Origin of the sequence: Microbacterium sp. CFBP9023, assembly GCF_034045055.1 — a bacterium.
In the GTDB taxonomy this organism is placed as follows: Bacteria; Actinomycetota; Actinomycetes; order Actinomycetales; family Microbacteriaceae; genus Microbacterium.
Genome location: NZ_JAXCWI010000001.1, coordinates 2,069,116 through 2,093,645, shown reverse-complemented (window position 1 = coordinate 2,093,645; position 24,530 = coordinate 2,069,116). Strand labels below are relative to the sequence as shown.

The window sequence follows — 24,530 nt, the reverse complement described above, 5'->3', positions numbered from 1 at the left end:
CGCGGCCTCGACGATGCGGCGACCGCACGCGACGGCGCCCCGCGCTCCGAAGAGCACGGGGCGCCGGCGCTGATCGCTACTGCGCGTCGACCGTCACGATCGTGCGCACGGCGGACTCGCCGTACTGCACGAGACCGAGGTACCGGGTGCCGGCGGTGAGGCCGGTCCAGCTCAGCTCGTAGCTCGTCGCCTGGCCGCGGACGGCCTCGATCGGGTTCGGGGTCGCGGTGAACGCCCCTTCGCCCTCGGGCTGCACGTTGGCGTAGGTCATGTCCCACGTCATCGGGGCCGAGGTCGAGTAGACGTTCGCGACCACCAGGTAGGTGCCCGCCGTCGGAGCCGGGAGTGTGACCTGCTCATCCGCCGAACCGGTCGCCGACTGCCAGCGCTCGTAGTAGCGCAGGTCGTCGGCGCTCACGACCCGGTAGACGGTCAGGTCGAGGTCGCTGCCCGCGTCATCCGACGAGTCGAGATCGAAGCGCGAGAGCGTCGTGCCCGCCGGCACGTCGACGATCCACGACACGTCCTTGTTCTCGTCGCCCGACGCCTCATCGCCCGAGTGTCCGACGACACGGCCGTCGGGGTCCTCCAGCAGGCTGAACGGCGTGAGTCCCGAGAGCCCGAGCGCCAGAGCGCCGTCGACGCCGGGGGTGATCTCGACCGTGGTCGCCCCCTCGACTCCGGTGCCCTCGACCTCGGCCGGCGCGTCGGCCGTCACGGGGAAGACCGCGATCGGCGAGCGCACCGAGTTGCTCTTGCTCGTCCAGGTGAGCGACCCGGTCGCCCACTGCTCGACGGGAGCGCTCTGGTTGTCGAACGTGACCGTGTAGGTCGCGGTCTGGCCGGGCTTGGTGAACTTCAGCGTCGAGGGCTCGACGGTCACGTCGACGCCGGGCAGATCGACGGATGCCGTGAACGTGCCCTTCTCGGTCGCCGTCACCGTGCGGGTGACGCTCTGCGCGCTCGCGAGCGATCCGATCGAGAACGATGCGATGTTCAGGTCGCTGCCGTCGATCAGCTCGACGCCGTCGAACTCCGCCAGACCCTTGCCCTCGAGGAACGCGGCCCAGTCGGGCACGTCGTTCAGGTAGAGCAGGCCCGGGTTGAAGTAGCGCTTCGGGTCGACCTGGCCCGCACCCTGCTGGAACGGGTCCTTGTTGGCCGAGCCGTCGGGGTTCACCGTGTCGTAGGCGGTCGTCATCATGGCCGACTTGACCTCAGCCGGCTTCGCGTTGGGACGCTCGCCGAGATACAGCGCCGCGAGACCGGCGATGTGCGGTGACGCCATCGACGTGCCCGACAGGATGCCGAAGGTCGGCGCCTCTCCGGGCCCGTTCTGCGTGGCCGCGAGGATCGCGACGCCGGGGGCTGCGATGTCGGGCTTCATGATGTCGCTGCCGTCGGCGAGCATCGGGCCACGGCTCGAGAAGCCGGCGATCTGCGGCACCGGGGTCACGACACCGGTCGTGTTCTCGCCGACGAGCGTGATCGGGCGATCGGCGCCGCCCTGCACATAGGCGAGCACGGCTGCGCGATGCACGGACGAGAGGTGCACGGTGGGCACCGCGTGGAAGTCGTTGTCGAGCGAGTCCGCACCCCCGGGCACGTTCACGAGCACGACGCCCATGCCGCCGGCATCCTTCACGACCTGCGACTTCTCGGCGCGGGCGTTGCCCCCGCGGTCGCAGACCACGATGTGACCCGTGACCTTCGCCGCATCCAGCGTGCCCGGAAGGCACAGCGCGGCATCGGCGGCAGCCTGTCCGGCAGCCGGCGCGTCACCCGCGTAGATCGACGGCCCGGTGACGGTCGTGCCGAACGGCACGCTCACCGATGCGCCGGCCTGGGCGAAGCCGTCGAACTGCACGGTGCCCTCCCACGTCGGGATCGTCGATGCCGCGACCGTGGTGTACCAGGGGGAGGCGTGGTCGGCGGTGACGGAGTCGGGACCGTCGTTGCCGGCGCTCGTGGCGACGAAGACGCCGGCTGCCGCCGCGTTGAAGAACGCGATGTCCTCGGGGGCGAGCACGGTGGATGCCGCTCCGCCGCCGATCGAGTAGTTGATCACGTCGACGCCGTCGGCGACCGCCTGGTCGATGGCGGCGATCAGGTCGCTGCCCGCGCAGATGTCATCGGTGGTGACGGCCTCATCGGGCCCGACGTAGCAGGCCTTGTAGGCGGCGACCTTGGCTCCGGGGGCGACCCCCGAGATCTTGCCGAAGTCGACGTCCTCGATCGAGGCCTTCACGCCGAAGTTGCCGGCCGCCGTGCTCGCGGTGTGCGAACCGTGGCCGTCGCCGTCGCGCGGCGAGAGGTAGTCGTACTGGAAGTCGAATCCGGCCGCCTCGGCGCCGGTGTAGAAGTACTGGGCTCCGATGAGCTTCGACGAGTAGTCGCCCTTGTCCCACTCCTGAGCCTCGACCATCGTGCTCTGGAACTGGCCGCCATCGGACTTGTCGAAGTAGACGAAGGTGCCGTCGGTGTACGGCTGACCGCCCTTGTGGCGCTTGTCGTTCTTCGGCTGCTTCTTGAGCTTCTTGCCCTCGAAGGAGGGGTGCTCGGGAGCGATGCCCGTGTCGATGACACCCACGACCACGCCCTCGCCGGCCTTGTCGACGCCGCCGGTCTGCTGCCAGACGCCGCCACGCCCCTTCTTGTCATCGCCGAGACCGAGGAAGTCCGTCGAGGTCTGCGCGTCGGGGTGACGGATGAAGTCGGGGTAGACGTCGTACACGTCCTTCGACGCACGCAGCTTGTCGACCTGCGCGCCCGTGAGCTCGGCGCTGAAGCCGTTGAGCACGACCTGGTAGCTGATCTCGGGAGTGACTCCCGCCTCCTGCGCGACCGTCTGCTGCTCGGCCTCGAGGTGCTGCACGTAGCGCTGCGAATCCTGCGACTGCGTCTCGAGCTGCTCGCCTTCGGCGGGCTTGGTGGCCTTGAGCCCGTTGACGTCGCCGGTGTAGCTCGCGAGCGGATCGGACTTCAGCACGACGATGTAGTGACCGGGCGTGCCGTCGACCGGAGTGGGGTTTGTCACCTCCTCCGTGCCTGCGTAGCCTGCGGTTGCCGTCGATGCGATGAACAGCGTTGCCAGGGTGGTGGCCGCTGCCATCCGGAGGGGTGTTCGACCCATGTGCTTCTCCCGATGATCACGGTGCGACTGCGGTGCCGCACCGCCGTTCAAGCTACGCCCGGCTTCCGTCCACACACCAGGGTCGGGGATTATTCCTGGACGAACGGCCAGCCGTGTCGCCAATGGTCGACAGTAGGCTGGAGGGGTGGCCCCCTCCCCCGTTCTGACGACCCGCGTGCTGCTGGTCTGCGCCGCGATCGGCGTCGCCACGGGCATCCTCGGGGGGATCGCGGGGCTCATCACGCCGGTCGTCATCGTGGGCGCTCCGTATCTCTACGGACTCGTGCTCGGCTCGCACGTGCTGCCGGGGATCATCGCTCAGGAGGTGCTGCGCCGCCCCTTCGTGGCCCTCGTCACGCACGTGTTCGCCGCCCTCATCTCGAGCGCGTTCAATCCCGCCTGGACGCTGCGCTTCATCGGCACCGCGCTGCTGTTCGGGGCGATCCAGGAGGGCATCGCCGCGCTCACCCGCTACCGCTCCTGGGGCCCTTGGCGCTTCTTCATCTCCGCAGCGATCATCGGGGTCATCGTGGCCGTCGTGGTGTTCTTCGCCGTCGACCTCGCGACCTTCCCGCTGTGGGCGGAGATCTCCTACCTCGTGATCGCGGTGCTCGGTCCGATCGCGTGGACCGCAGCAGGACTCGCGATCGGATCTTCTCTCAGCCGCGCAGGCGTCGCTCGGCGCTGATCACGGCGTCCGACCCTTCCGAGCCGTCCGGCCTGTGCAGATCAGGTAAGGCTCAGCTAAGTTAGAACGGTACCGATCCGCTGAAACCGGGGTTATGCCGTGCGCTCATCTGCGCCTCTCCTCCGCGTGCGTGACCTCTCGATCACCCACGCCGATGCTGTGCACCCCTCGCCGCGGGACGTCACCTTCGACATCGATGCCGGCGAGGTGGTGCTGCTGCTCGGCCCTTCGGGTTCGGGCAAGTCGACGCTCACGCTCGCGCTCAACGGACTGATCCCGCACGCCGTGCCCGCGACCATGACGGGATCGGTCGAGGCCGGCGGAGTCAGCACCGCGGATGCCGACACCGCATCGCTGAGCACCCACGTCGCGATGGTCTTCCAGGACCCGGACGCCCAGATCGTCACCGGCACGGTCTACGACGAGGTCGCCTTCGGCCCCGAGAACCTGCTGCTGTCGCTCGACGAGGTGCGCACGAGAACCGAAGACGCACTGCGCCGTGTCGGCCTGTGGGAGCGGCGCGATGAGAACCCCGATCGCCTGTCCGGCGGCGGGCGTCAGCGTCTCGCGATCGCGTGCGCGCTGGCGATGGGGTCGCCCCTGATCGTGCTCGACGAGCCGACCGCGAACCTCGATCCGCAGGGCATCGACGACGTCTACGCCGCACTGACCGACGTCATCGCAGCGGGCGACCGCGGCATCCTGCTCGTCGAGCACAATCTCGACGCCGCGATGGGGTTCCTGACCCGCACGATCGTGCTCGACCGCGCAGGGCGGGTCGTCTTCGACGGACCGCCGGCCCGGATCATCCGGGAGCACGCGGCGGAGCTCGTCGAGATGGGTGTCTGGCTGCCTGCGGCGACACTCGCGGCGCTGCGGATGCGGGATGCCGGAACACTGCATCTCGACGACCTTCCATTGACACCCGAGGAGCTCGCCGCAGCGCTGGCTGCGGCATCCGCCACTCCTGACCCGTCCGGTGTGCAGGACCACGGCACGGATGCAGGACCGGATACCGCTGTCTCCTCCGGCATCCGTGCGTCGGTCCTGCAGACGCACGAGGGAATGACGGATGCGGCAGACCGTGCAGCCACTCCGATCGTCCGCGCCCGCGGGCTGACGGTTCGTCGTCACCGCACGGAGATCCTGCACGGCATCGACCTCGACATCGAGGCGGGAACCCTGACGGCGATCGTCGGGACCAACGGCGCCGGAAAGACCACCCTTCTGCAGGCGCTCGCCGGTGTCGTCCCGCCGCCCCGGCGGCAGGTCACGGTCGACGGCATGGACCCCGGGTCGGCCTCGCCGCGCGAGCTCTCGAGCCGCATCGGGTTCGTGTTCCAGAACCCGGAGCACCAGTTCATCGCGCACACCGTGTTCGATGAGCTCGCGCACGGACTTCGGCTGCGGCACACCCCGGATGCCGAGACGCGCGAGCGCGTCGACGCCATGCTGATGCGCTTCGGCCTCGAGGCCAAGGCCGATGTGCATCCGTTCCTGCTCTCGGGCGGCGAGAAGCGCCGCCTCTCGGTCGGCACGGCCCTGATCACCCGCCCGCGGGTGCTCGCCCTCGACGAACCGACCTTCGGCCAGGATCGTGCACGGGCGTCCGAGCTCCTCACTCTGCTGCACGACCTGCGTGACGAGGGGACGACGATCGTCATCGTGACCCATGACCTGCAGCTCGTCGCCGAGCACACGTCGCACACGGTGATCCTGAAAGACGGTCGCGTGCACGCCGCCGATCGCACCGACGCGCTCTTCGCCGACGAGACGCCGTTCGTCGAGGCAGGGCTCCGCCTTCCGGCGCTGCAGCGCGTGCTCGCCGCAGCGGGACGGGCGATCGCATGACCGCCCACGCCTTCGACCCGTATGCCGCGATGTCGGCATCGTCTCGGCGCCAGTTCCTGTATGCGCTCAATCCGCTGGCGAAGGTCGCGGGAGTCGCCCCGGCCATGGTGCTGCTGATCTTCGTGCGCGACCTCGCCACGCCCGCCGCCTTCCTGGCACTGTCGCTCGCGCTGATCGTCCTCGGATCGCGGGTGACCTGGCGCATCGCCGCGGTGCTGTTCCTCGCACTCCCGATCGGCATGATCGCCATCGGGCTCGGGTTCTCGCTGTGGGTCGACGCCGAGATCGTCCGCGACACCGCTGCCGTGGTGCAGCTCGGCGACTGGACGCTGCGCGAGGGCGCCCTCGCGATCGGCTTCGCCACGGCTCTGCGGCTCGGCGCGATCGTCTCGCTCGCACTCATCGGCGGCCTGACCACCACCGGCCCCGACCTCGTGCGCGCCAGCGTGCAGCAGCTGCGGGTGCCCTACCGCATCGGCTACACGGCCCTGGCCGCGTTCCGCTTCGTGCCGCGCTTCGGGCACGAGCTCGCGGTGATCAGAGCCGCGCATCGCGTGCGAGGGCACCATGGGGGCAGCAGTCCGTTCGCGCGCATCGCTCGCGGCTGGGGATACATCGTTCCGCTGCTCGCGGGTGCGATCCGCCACGCCGAGCGCGTGGCCCTGGCCATGGACTCGCGGGCCTTCGGCGCGCACTCGACGCGCACCGAGAGGCACCTCGTGCCGTTCCGCATCCGAGACACCGTCTTCATCGTCGCCTCGATCGCCGCATCCGCCGCGATCTTCATGCTCTTCTTCCCCTGGCAGCTGCCCTGAAAGGCGCCCGCATGGCATACAGCAGACTGGTCAAGCCCGAGACCGCCGAACTCCTCCATCTCAGCGTGCTGCGCACCGAGCGCCTCTCCGAGCACTGGATGAGGGTCACGCTCGGAGGCGGTGAGATCGAGAAGTTCCGCCCGATGGGCTTCGACCAGTGGTTCCGCCTGTTCCTGCCGATCGGCGGCGATGCGGGGCTCGACCGCGTTCCCGCGAAGGCGAACAAGATGTTCGGATACCTCAGGTTCCTGCGGATCCCCGACGGCGAGCGCCCGGTCATGCGCAACTACAGCGTGCGCGCGTACCGGGCGGCCACCGCCGAGTCGGGCGCCGAGATCGACGTCGACTTCGTGCTGCACGGGTCTGCGGCCGACGGCACGGCCGGCCCCGCGTCACGCTGGGCGGAGACCTGCGAACCCGGCGAGCACGTGCTCATCATCGACGAGGGCCTCACGTTCAACCCGCAGCGCGGAACGGATCGCGTGGTGCTGGTCGGCGATGAGACGGCGCTCCCCGCGATCGCCTCGATCTGCGCGTCACTGCCTGCGGACGCGACGGGAACGGCGATCATCGAGGTGCCGTCCGAGGCCGACGCTCTGGAGTTCCCGCACCCCGCCGGCGTCGAGATCATCTGGCTCGCGCGGCCGCACGAGTTCGACCCCGGGTCGTTCGCCCTCGCCCGGCTGCGCGAGCTGACACTGCCGGCAGCGCCGTTCCACGCGTACGCCGCGGGCGAGCAGTCGCTGGCCTCGGGTGCACGCAAGCATCTCGTCGGCGAGCGCGGTGTCGACAAGAACGACGTGAGCTTCTGCGGCTACTGGAAGATCGGCGCGGCCTCGCCCACCTCGAAGGCGGCCCGCGAGGCTGCGGCGGAGCCCCTCGCATGAACGGCGCGGATGCTGTGAACGGTGCGGGGTCGGAAACGCACCGCGAATCGGCTTCCGAGGTGCAGAATCGACCCCGCACCGGCGGCGGACGCTCGCGATTCCGCATCCCGACGGCGATCCTGCTGACGTGCGCGGCACTCGGAGTCGCCGGTGGCGCGCTCCTCGCCCCGGCGAACTGGATCTCGACGATCCTCTTCCCCGGGCTGCCCTTCGTGAGCGTGGCGCTGGCCGGCCTCTGGCTGCTCCCCTCGGTGATCGCCCTCCGCCTGCTGCGGCGCCCACTCGTCGGCCTGCTGGTGGGCCTGCTGACCGGTCTCGTGATCGTGCCGTTCTCGGGCTACGGCTTCAGCAGCGTGGCCACCAACCTCTGGTGGGCGGCGTTCACCGAGCTGCCGTTCCTGTTCGTCCTCTGGCGCTACTGGGGAACCTGGCTGCACTACCTCGGGGCACTGATCGTCGGCATCGTCTACCCGATCCTCGCCTGGGCCTCGTTCGATCTCGGCAGCTTCGGGCTTCCCCTTCAGATCACCTTCTTCGCCGTGACCCTCGGCAGCTGCCTCGGCGCCACCGCACTCGGCATCCTCATCGCCGATCGGCTGCGCAAGGCCGGCGTCGGTGGCCGACTGCCCCGCTGACCCGTTGGCTCGTGCCCGCCTGCGCGCCTGCAGGCCCGTTTCCTGCGGTCAGCCGTGCCATCGACAGGAGAAGGGCCCCGGATGCCGGCATCCGGGGCCCTTCTCTGAGATGTTCGTCAGCGCTTGCCGACGATCTGGCGGCCGACGAGGTCGCGCATGATCTCGTTCGTGCCGCCGTAGATGCGGTGCACACGGGCGTCGGTGAAGGCGCGGGCGATCGGGTACTCCATGATGTAGCCGTAGCCGCCGTGCAGCTGCACACCCGTGTCGAGCACCTCCCACTCGCGCTCGGTCGCCCAGAACTTGACCTTCGCAGCGTCCTCGGCGGTGAGGGTGCTGTTCTTGTAGGCGAGCAGCGCACGGTCGATGTACGCCCACATCGCGTCGGTGGTCGCCGCCATGTCGGCGAGCCGGAAGCGGGTGTTCTGGAAGTCGGCGATGCGCTCGCCGAACGCCTCACGATCCTTCGTGTAGGCGACGGTCCAGTCGAGGGCGGCCTGGGCGGCAGCGGCCGCGGCCACGCCGATCGACAGCCGCTCGAGCGGCAGGTTCAGCATCAGCTGGATGAAGCCCTGCCCCTCCTTGCCGCTGATGAGGTTCTCGTCGGGGATGAACACGTCGGTGAAGCTGAGCTCGGCCGTGTCCCAGCCGTGGAAGCCCATCTTGCTGAGCTTCTTGCCCTGATCGAAGCCCTCCATGCCCTTCTCGACGAGCAGCAGGCTGAACGCGTCGGGACGGTTGCCCTCACCGGTCTTGACGAAGGTCACCACGACGTCGGCCGTCGAGCCCGACGAGATGAACGTCTTGGCGCCGTTGAGGATGTAGCCCCCGTCGACCTTCTTCGCGTTGGTCTTGATGCCGCGCAGGTCAGAGCCCGCGCCGGGGTCGGTCATGGCGAGCGCACCGAGCACCTCGCCCGTGGCCATGCGGGGCAGCCACTTCTCCTTCTGCTCCTGCGTGCCCATGTGCACGAGGTAGGGCACGGCGAGGTCGTCCTGGATGCCGAACGCACCGGCGAGCGACCCTGCTCCGGAAGCGATGACCTCCTCCATGACGATGGTGCGGAAGCGGTAGTCCTGCAGCATGCCGGCACCGCCGAACTCCTCGGGGACGGACAGTCCGATCAGACCGGCCTCGCCCGCGGCCAGCATCGTCGCCCGGTCGATCTCACCCGCGGCATCCCACCGCTCGATGGCCTCGTTGTTCACGTGGCGCTTGACGAAGTCCTTGACGAGGTCGCGGAAGGCCTCGTGATCCTCTTCGTAGATGTCGCGTTCCATTGCGTCCTCCCGAACGTTCGTGCGTCATTGCTCCGGCGATTCTATGCCGGGTCGCCGACACCGCGACAGCTCGTTGTGAGAATGCATCCCACAATCCGTGAGACTCGGTACCGCGATTGTCGGATGCCGCAATGCGGTCGCACACGCGCCGCTGTCACTGCGCTCAGTGGGCGTAATCAGGGGCCGCGGGGAGCCCGAAGAACTCCTCCAGCGTGTGATACCCGCCGTGGTGATACGCCGCCGCGAGCTCGCGTCCGAGATATCGCAGGTGCCAGGGCTCGGGCTTGTATCCGGTGATGCCGGAGCCGACCTGCTCGTAGCGCACGATGAAGCCGTACTCCCAGGCGTTCGCCGCGATCCACTGCCCCTGCACCGTCGCGCCGAACGACTCGATGGCTCCGCACGACGAATCGCACGCCACGAGATCGAGCGCCAGCCCCGTCTGATGTTCGCTGTGACCGGCACGCGCCGACGAGGCGTCCGCACCCGCCTGCCCGCTGTTGCGCACATGGGAGGCGTGGGTCACGACCTGCAGCTCATACGATCGGTAGCCGTTGTTCGCTCCGATGCGCCCCGCGCCCTCTGCGGCCGCCGCATCCGCCATCTCTCCGACCGCCGCGGCGACGTCCGTCCGCGCCTGACCGGAGCGGGTGGTCATCTGCAGCGGAAGGTCGGCGAGCGACGACGGCGCGAAGGGGACCGGAGCGAGCGGACGCGCCTTGTTGACGACGACCCAGACGTGAGCCGGGTCGTCGAGCGCGATGCAGGGTGCGTTGCCCGCCACGACAGCGGAACGGAAGCTCTCGCCACCCCCGAAGCCTGCGATGATCGCCGCATCGTCGGCGACGGCTATCGCCTCGAGCACGCTCGGCTCCGAACACGGATCGGCAGCGGTGGTCGCACCGACCTCGACCGCCGGCACCTCCTGCACGACGGACGGCTGCGGCATCGCCAGCTCGTCGGTCGTCTCGGCCACCGGCGCACCGGCCAGCGACAGCAGCACGCCGATCGCCGTCGCCGCGAGACCGATGGGCAGCGCGGGACCGCGGATCGGGGAGCGCGGCGCCGCATGCTGAGGCTGCGGCGGGAAGAACATGCTTCCATTGTCCCTCATGTCCATTCGAACAGAATTCACACGCTCGGTTGACGGAGTATCGTCTTTATGTTCGAATGGAGGACATGCGGTGGCAAGGACAGAAACTCGGTGACGTCGACGCCGCTGCGCTGCCCGGCCTCGAAGATCGCTCCAGCGTGCTCCGCACGGTGACCACGCCGGAGTTCGCAGGCATGACGTTCCATGAGGTGCTGTCGAAGTCGGCCCTCAACCATGTGCCCGGTGCATCGCGCATGCCGTTCGCCTGGACCATCAACCCGTACCGCGGGTGCAGCCATGCCTGCGTCTACTGCTTCGCCCGAGGAACGCACGAGTATCTCGATCTCGACGGCGGATCGGACTTCGATTCGCAGATCGTCGTGAAGGTCAACGTCGTCGAGGTGCTGCAGAAGGAGCTGCGTCGCGGCAGCTGGGAGCACGAGACGGTCGCTCTGGGCACGAACACCGATCCGTATCAGCGCGCCGAGGGCCGGTACAAGCTGATGCCGGGGATCATCGACGCCCTCGCGACGTCGGGCACGCCGATGTCGATCCTCACCAAAGGCACCCTGATCAGGCGCGACATCCCGCTGCTGGTGCGGGCGGCGCAGCGCGTTCCCGTCGACATCCAGATGTCCATCGCGATGTACGACGACGATCTGCAGAAGGCGATCGAACCCGGGACTCCGACGACCCAGGCACGGCTCGACACGGTACGCGCACTGCGGGATGCCGGCTTCCGCGTCACCGTCTTCCTGATGCCGATCATGCCCCACATGACCGACTCGGTCGAGGCGATCGACACCGCCCTGCGGCGCATCAAGGAGGCCGGAGCGAGCCGCGTGATCTACGGCGCCCTGCACCTGCGCGCCGGAGTGAAGCCCTGGTTCATGCAGTGGCTCGAGGGTTTCCGCCCCGACCTCGTGTCGTCGTATCGCGGGTTGTACCCCGGAGTCTCCGCCGAGGCGCCGAAGGGCTACCGCCAATGGCTCGCGAAGCGCGCACGGCCGCTGATCAGACTGCACGGACTCGATGGGCAGCACGAGGACGACTACCCCGTGCGCGGCATCCGGGCTTCTGCACCGCACGGGAGGCCGGCGCCCGCATTCACGCCAGCGCCCGCCCCCGCACAGCCGATGCTGTTCTGAACGCCGGTCCGGTGGAGCGTCGGAGGTCGGGAAGCCACCCCCGGGGCGCGTAGGCTCGAGCGTTATGGCTACCGGCTCCACGATGCACACGTTCGACGTCCAGTTGGCCGACATGGATCGCGGTGTCTACGACGACTACTCGCTGCGCGTGGCGCGGCATCCGTCCGAGACCGACGCCTACATGCTGACCCGCGTGCTCGCCTATGGACTCGAGTTCACCGAGGGCATCGCATTCGGCGGCGGCATCTCGCAGACCGATGAGCCCGCCGTGCTGGTGCGCGACCTCACCGGGAAGACGACGGCGTGGATCGAAGTCGGCGCCCCCGATGCGGAGCGCCTCCACTACGGCAGCCGCCTCGCCGAGCGCACCGTCGTCTATACGCACCGCGACCCCGCGAAGGTCATGGCGCCGTGGGCCGACAAGCGCATCCACCGCTCCGAGGACCTCCGGGTCTACAGCTTCGACCCCGGCTTCATCGACTCCGCGGCACCGCTCATCGCACGCCGCAACACGATGACGCTCACCGTGACGGAGCAGGTGCTCTACCTCGACCTCAACGGCACGACACTGACGACAGCGATCCACGAGCACCAGCTCAGCTGAGCCGCACGCTCTGAAGGAGATCACCCGCTCCGTAGGAGCGATCCGACGCGTCAGCCCTTCGGAGTGAGAGATCTCCTTCGCTGGGCGCGCACCCGACCGCACCGCGCATCCCTGTAGCGCAAATCGGCCGAGCAAACGACGAAGGCCCCGCCGCCGCGAATGCGGGAGCGAGGCCTTCGAACGTGACGGATCAGGCCGTGAGGTCGGCGGCGGTCGGCACGCGACCGGCGATCTCCTCGATCAGGTCGTCGTCGATGCGCGCGTTCTCGAACGGCGCGTCGATCTCCGCACGCTCCAGCAGCTCGGTCATGCGACGCTGGCGCTGACGCGTGATGAGCGTGACGACGCGTCCCGAGCGACCGGCGCGGCCGGTGCGGCCTGAACGGTGCAGGTACGTCTTGTACTCGTCAGGAGCGTCTGCCTGCACGACCAGGTCGATGTCGTCGACGTGGATTCCGCGGGCGGCGACGTCGGTGGCGACGAGCACGTTCACGCGACCCGACGTCAGGCGCTCCAGGTTGCGCGTGCGCTTGGCCTGGTTGAGGTCACCGTGCAGCGAGACCGCGGGGATGCCGGCGTCGTCGAACTGCTCGGCGAGCATGTCGGCGTAGGCGCGGGTGCGGGCGAAGACCAGGGTCTTGCCGTCGCGGTCGACGAGCGAGGTGAGGATCTCGGCCTTGTCGCGGTGCTCGATCACGAGCACACGGTGCTCGATGGTGCTCGAGTCCTGATCTTCACCGGCGACCTCGTAGACGGCCGGGTCGACGAGGAACTCGTCGACGAGTGCCGCGACCTCACGGTCGAGCGTGGCCGAGAAGAGGAGCTTCTGGCTGCCGTCGGCCGTGTGACGCAGGATGCGCTGCACGGGCTCGACGAATCCAAGCTCGCACATGTGGTCGGCCTCGTCAAGCACCGCGATGCGGCAGTCGGAGAGGTCGAGCTTGCCCTGGTTGATGAGGTCCTCGACACGACCGGGGGTGCCGATGACGATGTCGACGCCCTTCTTCAGCGCACCCACCTGACGGCCCTGCGGGACGCCACCGTAGATCTGCGTGGTGAACAGGCCGACGCTGCGGGCGATCGGCTGGATGGTCCGGTCGATCTGCAGTGCGAGCTCGCGCGTGGGAGCGAGGATGATCGCGCGCGGCGAGCGGCCGAACTCACGGCGCTTGCCCGCCTGCGACTGCAGCACGCGCTCGACGAGCGGTGCGCCGAAGGCGATGGTCTTGCCTGAGCCGGTGCGGCCACGGGCGAGGACGTCGCGCCCCTCGAGCACGGCCGGGATGCTGGCCGCCTGGATGGGGAACGGAGTCGCCGCTCCCATGCCGACGAGGGTCTCGACGATGTTGGATCCGAGACCCAGGTCGCCGAAGGTCACACCGTCGACCTCGACCGCCGCGACGGACTTGGCCTCGAGGCGCTCGTGCACGACGTCGTCCGTCGGCTCGAACTTCTTGGCGGGTGCCGCGCTCGATGTGGCGTTCCAGTCGTTACGGCTGGGTCGCTCATTGCGCGACGGCCGCCCGCGGGTGTCTGACGTCAGCGGGCGGGGACGATCGGTGCGGTACGCACCACCGGTCGAGGGACGCGAACGCTCGTCACGCCCACCCTCGATCGACCGCTGCGTGCGGTCGCGGTCGAAGGCACGGCGTGCGCGGTCGGCGTCGTAGGAACGCTCGGCGCCGCGGTCATCGCGACGCGGGCCCGCGCCACGGTCGTCACGACGCGGGCGGTCGTCACGGTCGAAGCGGGGACGCTCGGATGCCGCGCGGTCGAAGCGCGGACGCTCGCCACGGTCGTCACGACGCGGGCGGTCGTCGCGGTTGAAGCGCGGACGCTCGGATGCGCCGCGGTCATCGCGCTGCGGGCGCTCGTCACGGGAGAAGCGCTGACCACCGCGATCGTCGCGGAAGCCGCCGGAGCGCTGGTCACGGCCCGGACGTCCGCCATCGCGGTGATCGTTGTCGCGGAAGCCCTGGCGCTGCGTGCCCGCACCGCGGTCGTCGCGGCGCGGACGCTCGTCGCGCTGGCCGCCGCGCTCATCGCGGTACGTACCGGGACCGGTCGGACGCTGGCCGCCGCGGTCATCGCGACGCGGACGGTCGAAGCCCGTGGAGGAACGGTCGTTGTAGCGGGGGCGCTCGGCACGATCGTCGAAGCGCGGACGCTCGGAACCGCCGCGGTGCGGTGCCTCGCGGCGACCCGACTCCGCACGGTTGCGGATGCCACGGGCCTCATCGCGACCCGCGCGCTCCTGCGAGGACCAGCGCTGCTTGGGTGCGCCCTCTTCTGCGGGACGGTAGCCGCGGTGGCTGGCGCTGCGGCTGCCGGGACGACGGTCGACGCCGGCCGCCGGGGTGCGCCGCTCGCCGGCATCCGCTCGTCCGCCCCGCACGTCGCGGGAATCGCGGGTGTCGCGAGCGCTGTCGCGCCCACCGGCGTGGCGGTCGTGGAACGAGGTCTTGTTCGCGCCGTAGCGCGGCTCGAAGTTGGCGGAGGGGCGTCCGCCGCGGGGCTTCTTGTTCTTGGGCATGGGTGTGTCCTTCTGAGTTCTCGCACGAGAACAGCGCCGCGCACACGCGCGAGCACCCAGCGCCGGATCGGATGCGATCGGACGGGGTTCCGGACTGTCAGCGGCCGGGGCCATTCATGTGATGGTTGATTAGCGTCGAGCGACGCTCACCATCGGCCCCTGGACTCACACTTCTTACACAAAAACGTCCGCGCCATGCGCGGGTGTCCGAAGCCGACCCATCAAGTGTAGCGGTCGCACCTGAAAAACCGCCCAGCCCCATCGCGGATGCTGCTCGCCATACGATTGCGGAGTGAACTCCGCATCCCCCACCGGCACACAGGTGCACCTCCAGCTCGGCGACGTCAGCGCTCAGATCGCGCAGGTCGGCGCCTCCCTCCGCTCGCTCCGCATCGGATCCGTCGATCTGATCGCCCCGTATCCGCTCGACTCGCCGACCCCCTCCTGCTCGGGCGTCGTGCTCACGCCCTGGCCGAATCGCGTCAGGGATGGAGCCTGGAACGACGAGGGCACCGAGCGGCAGCTCGCGATCACCGAGCCGAAGTTCATGAACGCCAGCCACGGGCTGCTGCGATTCACGGCCTACGCGATCGAGGAGACGGCGTCGGCGACGACGCTGAGCGCCACGATCGTGCCGCAGACGGGCTACCCCTATCTCGTCGAGACCAGTGTCACCTACGTGCTGCGTGCCGACGGGATCGACGTCACGCACGCGCTGACCAACCGTTCCGCCACTGCGGCACCGGTGGCACTCGGCACGCATCCGTTCGTGACGATCGGCGACGTCGACCCGCACGAGCTCGTGCTGCGGGTGCCGGCGCAGACCGCGTTCGACACCGACGAGCGCATGCTCCCCACGGGCACGCACCCGGCGGATGCCGCGCTGCGCGACGGAGTGCGCATCGGCGATGTGAGCCTCGACACCGGATTCACCGACCTCGACCGTGATGCCGACGGGCTGGTCCGGCACTCGCTGACCGCCCCCGACGGTCGGCGACTCACCCTCTGGCAGGGCGCCGGGTTCGACTTCGTGCAGGTCTACACGACCGACAAGTACCCGGGCCAGTCCCTCGCGGTGGCGATCGAGCCCATGACCGCGCCCGCCGACGCGCTGAACAGCGGTGTCGGCCTGCGCCGCCTCGCCCCCGGTGAGACCTGGACCCTCGACTGGGGCATCACGCTCGACTGAGCTCGGCGGCGCCCGCTCCACAACTCCGCCGGAAACGGCTGACGCCCGCCCGGAATGAAGTTCCGGGCGGGCGTCAGACTCCGTCGTGCGGAGGACGGGACGGCGAGGGCGACTACTCGCCGCGCTCGCGCAGCTCCCGGCGCGTCAGCTGATTCGCGTGCGGCAGCGACGAACCCGATTCCGCCGAGCCCGATTCCGACGTGCCCGCGCCGGCCAGCGCCAGATCGCCCGAAGGACGAGGGCCGTCCGAGGGGTCCGAGTCGCCGTTCGGTGCAGAGCCGTCGTCGCCCGACCCCGCCTTGCGGGCGCGTCGCCGCTCCTTCGCACCCTCGACCAGGTTGTAGAGCGTCGGCAGAACGATCAGCGTCAGAACGGTCGATGAGATGAGTCCACCGATCACGACGATGGCGAGCGGCTGCGAGATGAACCCGCCGTGCCCGGTGATGCCGAGTGCCATCGGGGTGAGCGCGAAGATCGTCGCCAGCGCCGTCATGAGGATCGGACGCAGACGCTTCTCGCCACCGGCCTTCACCGCATCGATCGTCGACAGCCCCTTCTCGCGATACTGGTTGACGAGGTCGATGAGCACGATCGCGTTGGTCACGACGATGCCGATGAGCATCAGCACACCGATCAGCGAGGCGACGCCGAGCGGCACACCCGTGACGATCTGCAGCAGGATCGCGCCCGTGGCCGCGAACGGCACAGAGACGAGCAGCAGCAGCGGCTGACGCAGCGACTTGAACGTCGCGACCATCACGACGTAGACGATCAGGATCGCGGCGAGCATGGCGAGCCCGAGCTGCGAGAACGAGTCGGCCTGCTGCGAGGCGACACCGCCCACCTCGGCCGACGCGCCGTCAGGCAGGTCGACCGCGGCCAGCGCCTCGGTGACCGACTGGGTCGCCACGGCGAGGTTGTCGGATGCCGGGGGCACCGTGATCGTGGCGGTGCGGCGTCCCTGCTCGGTGGTGATGGAGGTCGGGCCGTTGCGCTCCTCGACGGTCGCGATGTCCTGCAGCTGCACCACACCGGTGGCACTCGGGATGGTGAGCTCACGAAGCGCCTGCGCGGTGGCGGGCGGCTCGGATGCGGCGAGGTAGATCGTCAGCGCGGTGTCGTCGATCTCGACCGTGCCCACCTGCTGGGGGCGCATCGTGTTCGAGACGATGGATCCGACGGCGACCTCCGACAGTCCACGCTGCGCGGCGGCGTCGCGGTCGACGACCACGGCCAGGTACGGCAGAGCCGCGGCGAGGTTGTCGGTGACCTGTCCGATGCCGTCCCGACCGTCGAGCTCGTCCACCACGGCGGTGGTGGCGGTCTGCAGGTCTTCGGAGTCGGATGCCGAGACGGTGATCTCGATGTCGCTCGAGCCGAGTCCGGCGGAGGCGGCGACCGACACCTCGCCGACATCGGTCAGCCCCTCGATCGCGTCCTGGACGTCGGCTCGGAGCTTCTCCTGGTCGGCATCCGCGTCGGTGAGCACCGAGTAGGTCACGCCCGCTCCGCCCGAGAACGCGTCACGCAGGGCGGATCCGCTCGAGCCGATCGAGGCCTGCACGTGGGTGATGCCGTCGATGTCGAGCAGTGCGTCCTCGACGGCGATCGCCGCCTCCGACTTGGTCTCCAGGCTCGCGGTCGGGCCGAGGTCCTGCGTCACCGTCATGGTGTTCTGACCGGAGTCGCTGAGGAAGTTGATCTTCATGAGCGGTGCTGCGGCGAGCGTCGCACCGAGCACCACGACGGCGAGCACGACGGTCAGGCCGGAGTGCTTCAGCGTCCAGCCGAGGATCGGACGGTAGCCCTTCTGCAGTCGCGTCGGCGGAGCGTCCGGGTCCTCCGGGTCGATCTGCACGCCGTTCTCATCGAGCAGCGGCTTGCCCGGGCGGAGGAACCAGTACGCGAGCACCGGCACGATGGTCAGCGAGACCAGCAGCGACGCCACCATCGCGATCGACACGGTCATGGCGAACGGCCGGAACAGCTCGCCGACCATGTCGCCGACGAACACGATGGGCAGGAAGACGGCGACCGTCGTGATGGTCGAGGATGTGACTGCCATCGCCACCTCGCGCACCGCCAGACGGATGGCGTCTCCCTTGTCGGCATCCCCCACATAGTGCCGTTTGATGTTCTCGATCACGACGATCGAGTCGTCGACCACACGGCCGATCGCGATCGTGAGCGCGCCGAGGGTGAGGATGTTCAGCGAGTATCCGAACGCCTGCAGCCCGATGAAGGTGATGAGCACGCTGGTGGGGATCGAGATCGCCGTGACGAGCGTCGAGCGGATCGACAGCAGGAACACGAGGATGACAATCACGGCGAAGACGAGTCCGAGCAGGCCTTCGGTGGCGAGCGTCTCGATGGACTGCTGGATGAACGGAGCCTGGTCGAAGATGATCGTGAACTCGGCGTCGGGGAAGGCCTCGCCGATCGTGTCGAGCGCGGCGATGACACCCTGCGACACCTCGACGGTGTTCGCGGCCGGCAGCTTGGTGATCGAGATCGAGAGGGCGTCCTTGCCGTCGACGCGCGAGATCGACGAGATGGGGTCGCTCTCCTGCACCACCGTGGCGACGTCGCCGATGCTCTCGGTGGTGCCGACGAGCGGCAGCGCCGCGAGTTCATCGACCGAGGTGATCTTCGCACCGGTCTGGACGGTGAGCGTCTGGCCGTTCTCGGTGATGTCGCCGCCGGGGAACAGCGTGCCGTTCTGCTGCAGCGCCGTGGTGATGGCCTGCGTGCTCTGACCGATCGCCGCCAGCTTCGCGACGTCGGGTGTGATCGTGATGCGCTGGCCGACGCCGCCGATGATCTCCGCGGCGTTGACCCCGTCGACGTCTTCGAGTTCGGGGATCGCGACGCTCTGCAGCTCGGCCTGTGCGTTCTCGGCGTCCTCGAAGCCGGTCACGGCGACCTGGATCACCGGGAAGTCATCGATCGACACCGTCAGCACCTGCGGGCTCACGTCTTCCGGCAGCTGCCCCGAGATGCGGTTGATCGCCTGCTGGATCTTCTGCTCGGCGGTCGCGAGGTTGGTGCCGTAGGCGAAGGTGGCCTGCACGATCGAGGCGTTCGTCGTGCTCGTGGCGGTCGTGCCCTCGAGGCCGGGGACACCCTGGATCGCCGACTCGATGGGGGTCGAGACGTCGTTCTCGACGACCTCGGGCGAGGCGCCGGGGTAGGTCGTCATGACCATCAGGTTGGGCAGCTCGAGCGACGGGATGAGCTCCTGCTTGAGGTTCGTCAGAGCGAGCCCGCCGAACACGGCGGCGACGATCGTGATCAACGCGATCAGTGCGCGGTTCTTCAGACTCAGGACGGCGAGGTTCGACAAGGCGGATTCTCTCTCTGCGGGTCAGGCGGATGCTGCGGCGGTGGGTGCGGAGGTGGACGCCTGAGGAGTGAGGATCCCGGCGAGGGCGTCGCGGATGAGCTCTTCGTCGAGCGGCTCGTCGTGGATCTGAGAGTGCCAGAGTACGCCGTCGATGAAGACGGCTGCGGCCCTGGCTCTGTCGACCCCGTGAACGGGCGCGATGAAGCCGACGATCTCGTCGGACCACAGTCGCGCGAACTGCCGGACGCGCGGGTCATGCACCGCGGCGGTCACGACGGCGCGGTCGGCCTGGACGGCGCGTGCGTCCTCGAGCCCGCGGCGCACGAGGCGCGCGAGCCCCTCCGGGGTCACTCCCTCGATCACGACGGCCCGGCGTGTCGCGTCGATGCGCGCCTCGATCTCGGCGGCCAGCGCTCCGATCGCCGCTTCACGCAGATCGTCGAGCGTGGCGAAGTACTGCGTCGTCGATCCCAGCGGCACTCCCGCCCGGGCTGCGACCTTGCGGTGGGTGAGTGCGTCGACGCCGATCTCGACGATCAGCTCGGCTGCCGCGGTGATGATCTCGCGACGGCGCGCTTCAGGATCGCGGCGGCGGCGCGTGCCATCGCTCATCCTGACCCCCAGCGCGATCACCCCTGTACGGGCGTACATGTACGTTTGTACATTCTGCATCGCGGAGCTGTGGGTTCGCCCGGATCCCGGCGTCGACGGTCAGAGCGTCGACCCGAGCGCCAGCCCGAGACCAGCGGCGATCAGCCCGAGCAGCAGCATCCCGATGGCGTTGACCGCGGATGCTCTGCGCTGACCGTCTCGCCACAGCACGACGGTGTCGAGCATGGCGGTGCTGAACGTCGTGTATCCGCCGAGAAGACCGGCCCCGACCACGAACGACTCGGACGGCAGTGCCGTGGTCATCAGGCCCAACGCGAACGATCCCGTGAGATTGACGACGAGGATGCCCCAAGGGAGGCGGCGTCCGACGACCTTCGAGACACCGAGGTCGATGACGTACCGGAGGAGGGCTCCCACCCCTCCGGCGAGCGCGGCCGCGACGAACAGCAGCGGAGTCATGCGCTCCCTCCCGCAGGAAGCGTCGGTCGACGCGGGCGTCCGAGTCGCAGGCCCGCCGCGGCGGCGGCGAGTCCCAGGACCAGACTGCCGGCCGCATATGCGAATGCGAGCACCGGGGCGTCGCCCCAGAGCGCGACCGTTCCGGTCATGAACGCGCTGTAGGTCGTGAAGCCGCCGAGCACGCCCGTGCCGAGCAGCAGTCTGAGCTCCGTGGCGCCGGGCAGGCGTGCGGCGAGAAGGCCGATCAGAAGCGATCCGAGCACGTTCACGACGATGGTCGCGAGAGGCACGCCCCCGACATCCGGCAGCAGCAGACCGATCGCGAGCCGAGCGGCGGTGCCGATGCTCCCGCCGACGAAGACGAGGAGCAGGCGGCGAAAGGTCACGCGGCAACTCTATCCGCGCCATTGCAACGCATCCCTCGAATGTCAACCCGTTGGGCGAAGCCGGTCGGCAGGCGAAGACTGAGGCCATGAAGCCACTGTGGAAGCTCGACCGGACCCCGCCCATCGGCACACCGTTCGACCCCGGCGCACGACACGACGTGATCATCGTGGGTGCGGGCCTCACCGGCCTCAGCACGGCGGTCATGCTCACGCGCGCCGGTCTCGACGTCGCCGTGATCGAGGCGGGATCCGTCGCCGAGCTCGCGACCGGCGGCAACACCGGCAAGCTCACCCTGCTGCAGGGGAAGCGTCTCGCCGAGATCCGCAAGCACCACTCCGCGGCGCTCGTGCAGGCCTACGTCGAGGGAAATCGCGAGGGCATGGACTGGCTGGTCGGCTTCGCCGATCACGCGGGAGTCAGCTACGAGCGGCGGATAGACCACTCGTACGCGCAGGACGCCGGCGGCATCGACTCGGTGCGCGAAGTGCACGAGGCGGCGCGGGAGGCGGGCCTCGAGACCAGGATGCTCACGCGAGGAGAGCTGGCCGGTGCGGCCTTCCCTGCGGCGGGAGCCGTGGCGCTCGACGACCAGGTGACCATCGATCCGGCACTCGTCACCCACGCGCTCGCGGACGAGCTTCTCTCCGCCGGAGGAACCCTGCACACCGGCGTCCGGGTCACGGCGACGCATGCGCTGCCCGACCCTCGAGTCGAGACGCTGCTGGGCCCGATGTTCGCCGATCACATCGTGATCGCGACCGGGTACCCGATCCTCGACCGGGGACTCTACTTCGCGAAGATGCGCGCCTTCCGCTCGTACTGCGTCTCGTTCCGCCTCCCCGGCGGCGTGCCGGACAGCACGTTCATCTCGGTCGACAGCCCCACGCGCTCGATCCGCCCGGTGTCGGATGCGGACGGCCCCGGCGGTCCTGCGCGACTGGTGGTCGGCGGAAACGGCCATTCCGTCGGCCGCTCGGACGGCGAGACCGCCGCGATCGACGATCTGGTCGAGTGGACGAGGCGGTACTTCCCGGATGCCGAGGAGACCCACCGCTGGTCTGCCCAGGACTATCAGTCGAACAACCAGATCCCCTTCGTCGGCGCCATGCCCCGGGGTCTCGGCCGCATCCGCTTCGCGACCGGGTACGCCAAGTGGGGTCTGTCGAACGCCCCCGCCGCCGCTCTGCGTCTCACCGCGGAGATCCTCGGTGCGAACTGGCACGACCGACCGTCGTGGATGGTCAAGATCGGCACGAGGCTCACCGTGCCGGCCGATCTTGCCCGCGGGGCCATCGAGGGCGCCAAGGTCGCCGCCGCAGCGACGACCGGGTGGGTCGACGCCGAGCGTCGGCCCGTGCCGGTCCCGAAGCCGGCAGAGGGCGAGGGCGTGGTCGCGAACCGCAGCGGCCGACCCGTGGGCATCTCGACGGTCGACGGCGTCACTCGGGCCGTCTCGGCCGTGTGCCCGCACCTCGGAGGCGTGCTCGACTGGAACGACGCCGAGTGCACGTGGGACTGCCCGCTGCACGCCTCGCGCTTCACGGCGGACGGCACGCGCATCGAGGGGCCGGCGCTGCAGGACCTCAAGCCCCTGCCCCGCAAGGTCGGCGGCTGAGGCTCAGCCCGCCGTCGGCGCTCCGGCGCCCGGCGGCGGCGCGTCCCATCCCTGCTGCGGCTGGTCGCAGTTCTCGCGGAACACATACTGCGAGGCGAGCTTGCGCTGATGGCTCGACCAGTCGATGGCCGGGCGGCGCTGCTCGGGCGGCAGATAGCCGAGGCGGTACACCGCCATGAGCTCGAGGTCGTCCGGCACGCGCAGCAGCTTGACGATCTCGTCCCACTGCCCAGGGACCTCCATCGGGAACGAGATGAACTGGATGCCCATGCCGAGCTCGACCGTGGTGAGCCAGACGTTCTCCATCGCCGCGCCCATGCTGAACACCGAGTAGAACGACGACAGCTGGCCCGGTCGGTATTCGCTGCGATCGAGCATCACGCCGAGCAGCAGCGGCGATCCCGCGACGAGCTTGTGATTCTCCTCCCCGAGGGTCTTCGGCACCCCGAACGTGTTCATCAGCTTCTGGCCGCGCTTGGTGAACACCTGACTCGTGAACGGGCGGAGGGCCGCGGGGAGCTTGTCGAACAGCATCCCGCTGCGCTTCTCCTCCATCTCGGCCTGGCTGAAGCGGAAGTACGGCTTGTAGCGTTCGAAGAACGTGCCGTTCGACATCGCCTCGGTCATGCTGTCGCCCGAGATGCGGGCGATCTTGTCGATCGTGTCGCGGTTCTCGACGACCACGAACCGCCACGGCTGGCTGTTCAGCTGCGACGGCGCCCGACCTGCCGCCTCCAGCAGGATGCGCTGATGCTCCTCCGATACCGGGTCGGGCAGGAAGGGCCCGTTCGTGGTCTTGCGGCGGCGGATGGCGTCGAGCAGTTCCATGCGTTCACTTCCGGTCGGTGGCGAGGCGCGAGCAGACGAGGCCCGCGACGATGAAGGGGGCTGCGGCGAGCGCGACGAGCGGATGCCGTCGGCTGTGCGTGCCGAGATACGGGATGGCGGCGAGCGGTGCGGCGGCGGGCGCGAGCGCCAGGGCCGCGCGACGGCTCGCGTGCTTCGGCCGGCCCCAGAGGATCGCCGAGAACGCGGCGGCCGAAGTGGCGCACGTCGCGATGTAGATCGCATGATGCAGCCAGCGGAAGCTGCTCGTGTCGATGAGTCTCGCGGCGACGGCCGAACCGAGGGCGACGTTCGCGGTGTAGGCGACGGCCGCCGCCGCGAACAGCGGCGCGGCATCCGTGCGTCTGCGTCGGTGGCCCATGCCTTGACCCTACGCCCACCTCCGGCATCCGCTCCCGGCCTTGATCCGGTGTCCGCACCTGTGCAATGCCGTGACTCCCGTGCGGGGTCGAGAACGCATCGGAATCGGGTGATTCGGATGCGCTCTCGACCCCGCGGCGACCGACGAAGGCGGTGCAGCGGGTCACAGGTTGCCGTCCGCGTAGATGCGGAGCGCGTCGCGGACGAACTCGGCGCCCTGCGTTCCGCCGGCGGACGTCGCGTAGTTCGCGCCGAAGCGCGGGTCGGCGACGTACATCTCACCGAGGCCGATGACGTACGCCTTGACGTCGCCGCCGGGCACGGCCGCGGGAGTGCCCGGGATGCCGGTCAGCCACTCGACGTGACGACGGGCGATGTCCTGAGCCTCGGCGGATGCCGGATCGATGCCGCTCTCGGCGGCAGCTGTCCAGTCCCGGCCGAGGTCGGAGACGCGCTGCTGCCAGTCGGCGCGCTCGGCGTCGGTCATCCCGCGCCACCAGCGGTCGCTGTCGGCGTAGGCCTTCCGACCCCAGCGCTGCTCGACCTCCTCCTTGTAACGGGTGTGGTCGAAACCGTCGAACATGTTCTCTGCCATGAGTTCTTCACCTCCTCTCAATGCGTTGATGGTGTTCTCGACCGACGCGATCTGCCGCGCCAGTCGGTTCTGTTTCTCGCGCAGCAGCTCGAGGTGCGTCTCCAGCGCGGATTCCTCGCTCTGCCGCGCGTTCACCGGATCGAGCACCTCGGCGATCTGCGGCAGACCGAGTCCGAGCTCGCGGAGCAGCAGAATGCGCTGCAGGCGCACGAGCGCCGCCTCGTCGTAGTGCCGGTAGCCGTTGTGCGCGATGCGTGAGGGCGGCAGCAGGCCCACGTCGTCGTAGTGACGCAGGGTTCTGCTCGTGGTGCCCGCGAAACGGGCGATGTCCTGGATCGACCATTCGCGACCGGCCATCTCGTCCTCCTTCCCTGGAACTGATGATGACTCCACGGTAGAAGTTGACGCTGCGTCAATGTCAAGTGAATCCACGCATGTCAGCATTCTGCACTCGAAT

At 69.1% G+C, this 24,530-nt stretch carries 20 protein-coding genes; 9 read left to right on the top strand and 11 right to left on the bottom strand.

Translation table 11 applies throughout. The annotated features are described in order from the left end of the window. Nucleotides 1–76: 76 nt before the first annotated feature. Nucleotides 77–3,133, bottom strand: a complete 3,057-nt coding sequence (locus SOM10_RS10220; RefSeq protein ID WP_320489717.1) for a S8 family peptidase — start codon at nucleotides 3,131–3,133, stop codon at nucleotides 77–79. Between the two features lie 145 nt (nucleotides 3,134–3,278). Here SOM10_RS10220 and SOM10_RS10215 point away from each other — a divergent pair, with 145 nt between their 5' ends. The 5 genes from SOM10_RS10215 (at nucleotide 3,279) to SOM10_RS10195 (ending at nucleotide 8,009) form a co-directional block, all read left to right on the top strand. Further along, nucleotides 3,279–3,821: an ECF transporter S component gene (locus SOM10_RS10215; RefSeq protein ID WP_056276581.1), complete on the top strand. Its 543-nt coding sequence runs from the start codon at nucleotides 3,279–3,281 to the stop codon at nucleotides 3,819–3,821. Nucleotides 3,822–3,920: 99 nt separating this feature from the next. Further along, complete coding sequence (locus SOM10_RS10210) at nucleotides 3,921–5,672, top strand: ABC transporter ATP-binding protein (RefSeq protein ID WP_056276576.1); 1,752 nt, start codon at nucleotides 3,921–3,923, stop codon at nucleotides 5,670–5,672. Beyond that, entirely contained in the window at nucleotides 5,669–6,487 is an 819-nt protein-coding gene (locus SOM10_RS10205; protein ID WP_320489711.1) for an energy-coupling factor transporter transmembrane component T, read from the top strand. Before SOM10_RS10210 ends, SOM10_RS10205 begins: the two co-directional genes overlap by 4 nt. Nucleotides 6,488–6,498: 11 nt before the next feature. Further along, nucleotides 6,499–7,374, top strand: coding sequence for a siderophore-interacting protein (locus SOM10_RS10200; protein ID WP_053098640.1), 876 nt, complete (start codon nucleotides 6,499–6,501; stop codon nucleotides 7,372–7,374). Between the two features lie 59 nt (nucleotides 7,375–7,433). Further along, nucleotides 7,434–8,009 (top strand): ECF transporter S component, encoded by a 576-nt coding sequence (locus SOM10_RS10195; RefSeq protein ID WP_320489709.1) that lies wholly within the window; start codon nucleotides 7,434–7,436, stop codon nucleotides 8,007–8,009. A gap of 116 nt (nucleotides 8,010–8,125) precedes the next feature. Here the strand turns inward: SOM10_RS10195 and SOM10_RS10190 are convergent, their stop codons facing one another. Beyond that, nucleotides 8,126–9,289 (bottom strand): acyl-CoA dehydrogenase family protein, encoded by a 1,164-nt coding sequence (locus tag SOM10_RS10190; protein WP_053098639.1) that lies wholly within the window; start codon nucleotides 9,287–9,289, stop codon nucleotides 8,126–8,128. A gap of 163 nt (nucleotides 9,290–9,452) precedes the next feature. Further along, nucleotides 9,453–10,385, bottom strand: coding sequence for a M15 family metallopeptidase (locus SOM10_RS10185; protein ID WP_320489706.1), 933 nt, complete (start codon nucleotides 10,383–10,385; stop codon nucleotides 9,453–9,455). Between the two features lie 83 nt (nucleotides 10,386–10,468). Between SOM10_RS10185 and SOM10_RS10180 the strand changes: the two genes are divergently transcribed. Both SOM10_RS10180 and SOM10_RS10175 read left to right on the top strand, forming a co-directional pair. Beyond that, nucleotides 10,469–11,530, top strand: a complete 1,062-nt coding sequence (locus tag SOM10_RS10180) for an Rv2578c family radical SAM protein (protein WP_072592194.1) — start codon at nucleotides 10,469–10,471, stop codon at nucleotides 11,528–11,530. A gap of 64 nt (nucleotides 11,531–11,594) precedes the next feature. After that, nucleotides 11,595–12,134 carry a YaeQ family protein gene (locus SOM10_RS10175; protein WP_320489704.1) on the top strand — a complete coding sequence of 180 codons (540 nt, stop codon included), beginning with the start codon at nucleotides 11,595–11,597 and terminating at the stop codon, nucleotides 12,132–12,134. Nucleotides 12,135–12,324: 190 nt separating this feature from the next. On the opposite strand, the gene SOM10_RS10170 is transcribed toward SOM10_RS10175, so the two are convergent. Continuing rightward, nucleotides 12,325–14,667, bottom strand: a complete 2,343-nt coding sequence (locus tag SOM10_RS10170; RefSeq protein WP_320489702.1) for a DEAD/DEAH box helicase — start codon at nucleotides 14,665–14,667, stop codon at nucleotides 12,325–12,327. Between the two features lie 292 nt (nucleotides 14,668–14,959). Here SOM10_RS10170 and SOM10_RS10165 point away from each other — a divergent pair, with 292 nt between their 5' ends. Then, nucleotides 14,960–15,856 (top strand): aldose 1-epimerase family protein, encoded by an 897-nt coding sequence (locus SOM10_RS10165; RefSeq protein WP_285363844.1) that lies wholly within the window; start codon nucleotides 14,960–14,962, stop codon nucleotides 15,854–15,856. Nucleotides 15,857–15,968: 112 nt separating this feature from the next. Here the strand turns inward: SOM10_RS10165 and SOM10_RS10160 are convergent, their stop codons facing one another. The 4 genes from SOM10_RS10160 to SOM10_RS10145 form a co-directional block, all read right to left on the bottom strand. Next, nucleotides 15,969–19,199, bottom strand: a complete 3,231-nt coding sequence (locus SOM10_RS10160; protein WP_320489699.1) for an efflux RND transporter permease subunit — start codon at nucleotides 19,197–19,199, stop codon at nucleotides 15,969–15,971. Nucleotides 19,200–19,220: 21 nt separating this feature from the next. Then, on the bottom strand, nucleotides 19,221–19,811 hold the full coding sequence (locus SOM10_RS10155; RefSeq protein WP_285363842.1) for a TetR/AcrR family transcriptional regulator: 591 nt from the start codon (nucleotides 19,809–19,811) through the stop codon (nucleotides 19,221–19,223). A 99-nt stretch (nucleotides 19,812–19,910) separates the two neighbouring features. Beyond that, on the bottom strand, nucleotides 19,911–20,270 hold the full coding sequence (locus SOM10_RS10150) for a fluoride efflux transporter FluC (protein ID WP_320489696.1): 360 nt from the start codon (nucleotides 20,268–20,270) through the stop codon (nucleotides 19,911–19,913). Beyond that, nucleotides 20,267–20,656, bottom strand: coding sequence for a CrcB family protein (locus tag SOM10_RS10145; RefSeq protein WP_320489695.1), 390 nt, complete (start codon nucleotides 20,654–20,656; stop codon nucleotides 20,267–20,269). Before SOM10_RS10145 ends, SOM10_RS10150 begins: the two co-directional genes overlap by 4 nt. Nucleotides 20,657–20,742: 86 nt before the next feature. On the opposite strand from SOM10_RS10145, the gene SOM10_RS10140 reads away from it, so the two are divergent. Continuing rightward, nucleotides 20,743–22,272 (top strand): FAD-dependent oxidoreductase, encoded by a 1,530-nt coding sequence (locus SOM10_RS10140; RefSeq protein ID WP_056276551.1) that lies wholly within the window; start codon nucleotides 20,743–20,745, stop codon nucleotides 22,270–22,272. A gap of 3 nt (nucleotides 22,273–22,275) precedes the next feature. Here SOM10_RS10140 and SOM10_RS10135 read toward each other — a convergent pair whose 3' ends face one another. The 3 genes from SOM10_RS10135 to SOM10_RS10125 form a co-directional block, all read right to left on the bottom strand. Next, a complete protein-coding gene (locus SOM10_RS10135; RefSeq protein WP_053098629.1) occupies nucleotides 22,276–23,100 on the bottom strand; it encodes a nitroreductase family protein in 825 nt (274 codons plus the stop codon). 4 nt (nucleotides 23,101–23,104) lie between these two features. Beyond that, nucleotides 23,105–23,479: a hypothetical protein gene (locus SOM10_RS10130; protein WP_056276548.1), complete on the bottom strand. Its 375-nt coding sequence runs from the start codon at nucleotides 23,477–23,479 to the stop codon at nucleotides 23,105–23,107. 162 nt (nucleotides 23,480–23,641) lie between these two features. After that, nucleotides 23,642–24,430 carry a MerR family transcriptional regulator gene (locus SOM10_RS10125; RefSeq protein ID WP_320489691.1) on the bottom strand — a complete coding sequence of 263 codons (789 nt, stop codon included), beginning with the start codon at nucleotides 24,428–24,430 and terminating at the stop codon, nucleotides 23,642–23,644. Nucleotides 24,431–24,530 lie beyond the last annotated feature (100 nt).

Bases quoted from the DNA above. Each gene is read 5' to 3' on its own strand.
- SOM10_RS10180 (WP_072592194.1), top strand. From the start codon at position 10,469: ATGCGGTGGCAAGGACAGAAACTCGGTGACGTCGACGCCGCTGCGCTG.
- SOM10_RS10220 (WP_320489717.1), bottom strand. From the start codon at position 3,133: ATGGGTCGAACACCCCTCCGGATGGCAGCGGCCACCACCCTGGCAACG.
- SOM10_RS10155 (WP_285363842.1), bottom strand. From the start codon at position 19,811: ATGAGCGATGGCACGCGCCGCCGCCGCGATCCTGAAGCGCGCCGTCGC.
- SOM10_RS10200 (WP_053098640.1), top strand. From the start codon at position 6,499: ATGGCATACAGCAGACTGGTCAAGCCCGAGACCGCCGAACTCCTCCAT.
- SOM10_RS10135 (WP_053098629.1), bottom strand. From the start codon at position 23,100: ATGGAACTGCTCGACGCCATCCGCCGCCGCAAGACCACGAACGGGCCC.
- SOM10_RS10130 (WP_056276548.1), bottom strand. From the start codon at position 23,479: ATGGGCCACCGACGCAGACGCACGGATGCCGCGCCGCTGTTCGCGGCG.
- SOM10_RS10190 (WP_053098639.1), bottom strand. From the start codon at position 9,289: ATGGAACGCGACATCTACGAAGAGGATCACGAGGCCTTCCGCGACCTC.
- SOM10_RS10125 (WP_320489691.1), bottom strand. From the start codon at position 24,430: ATGGCCGGTCGCGAATGGTCGATCCAGGACATCGCCCGTTTCGCGGGC.
- SOM10_RS10140 (WP_056276551.1), top strand. From the start codon at position 20,743: ATGAAGCCACTGTGGAAGCTCGACCGGACCCCGCCCATCGGCACACCG.
- SOM10_RS10170 (WP_320489702.1), bottom strand. From the start codon at position 14,667: ATGCCCAAGAACAAGAAGCCCCGCGGCGGACGCCCCTCCGCCAACTTC.
- SOM10_RS10205 (WP_320489711.1), top strand. From the start codon at position 5,669: ATGACCGCCCACGCCTTCGACCCGTATGCCGCGATGTCGGCATCGTCT.
- SOM10_RS10150 (WP_320489696.1), bottom strand. From the start codon at position 20,270: ATGACTCCGCTGCTGTTCGTCGCGGCCGCGCTCGCCGGAGGGGTGGGA.
- SOM10_RS10175 (WP_320489704.1), top strand. From the start codon at position 11,595: ATGGCTACCGGCTCCACGATGCACACGTTCGACGTCCAGTTGGCCGAC.
- SOM10_RS10185 (WP_320489706.1), bottom strand. From the start codon at position 10,385: ATGTTCTTCCCGCCGCAGCCTCAGCATGCGGCGCCGCGCTCCCCGATC.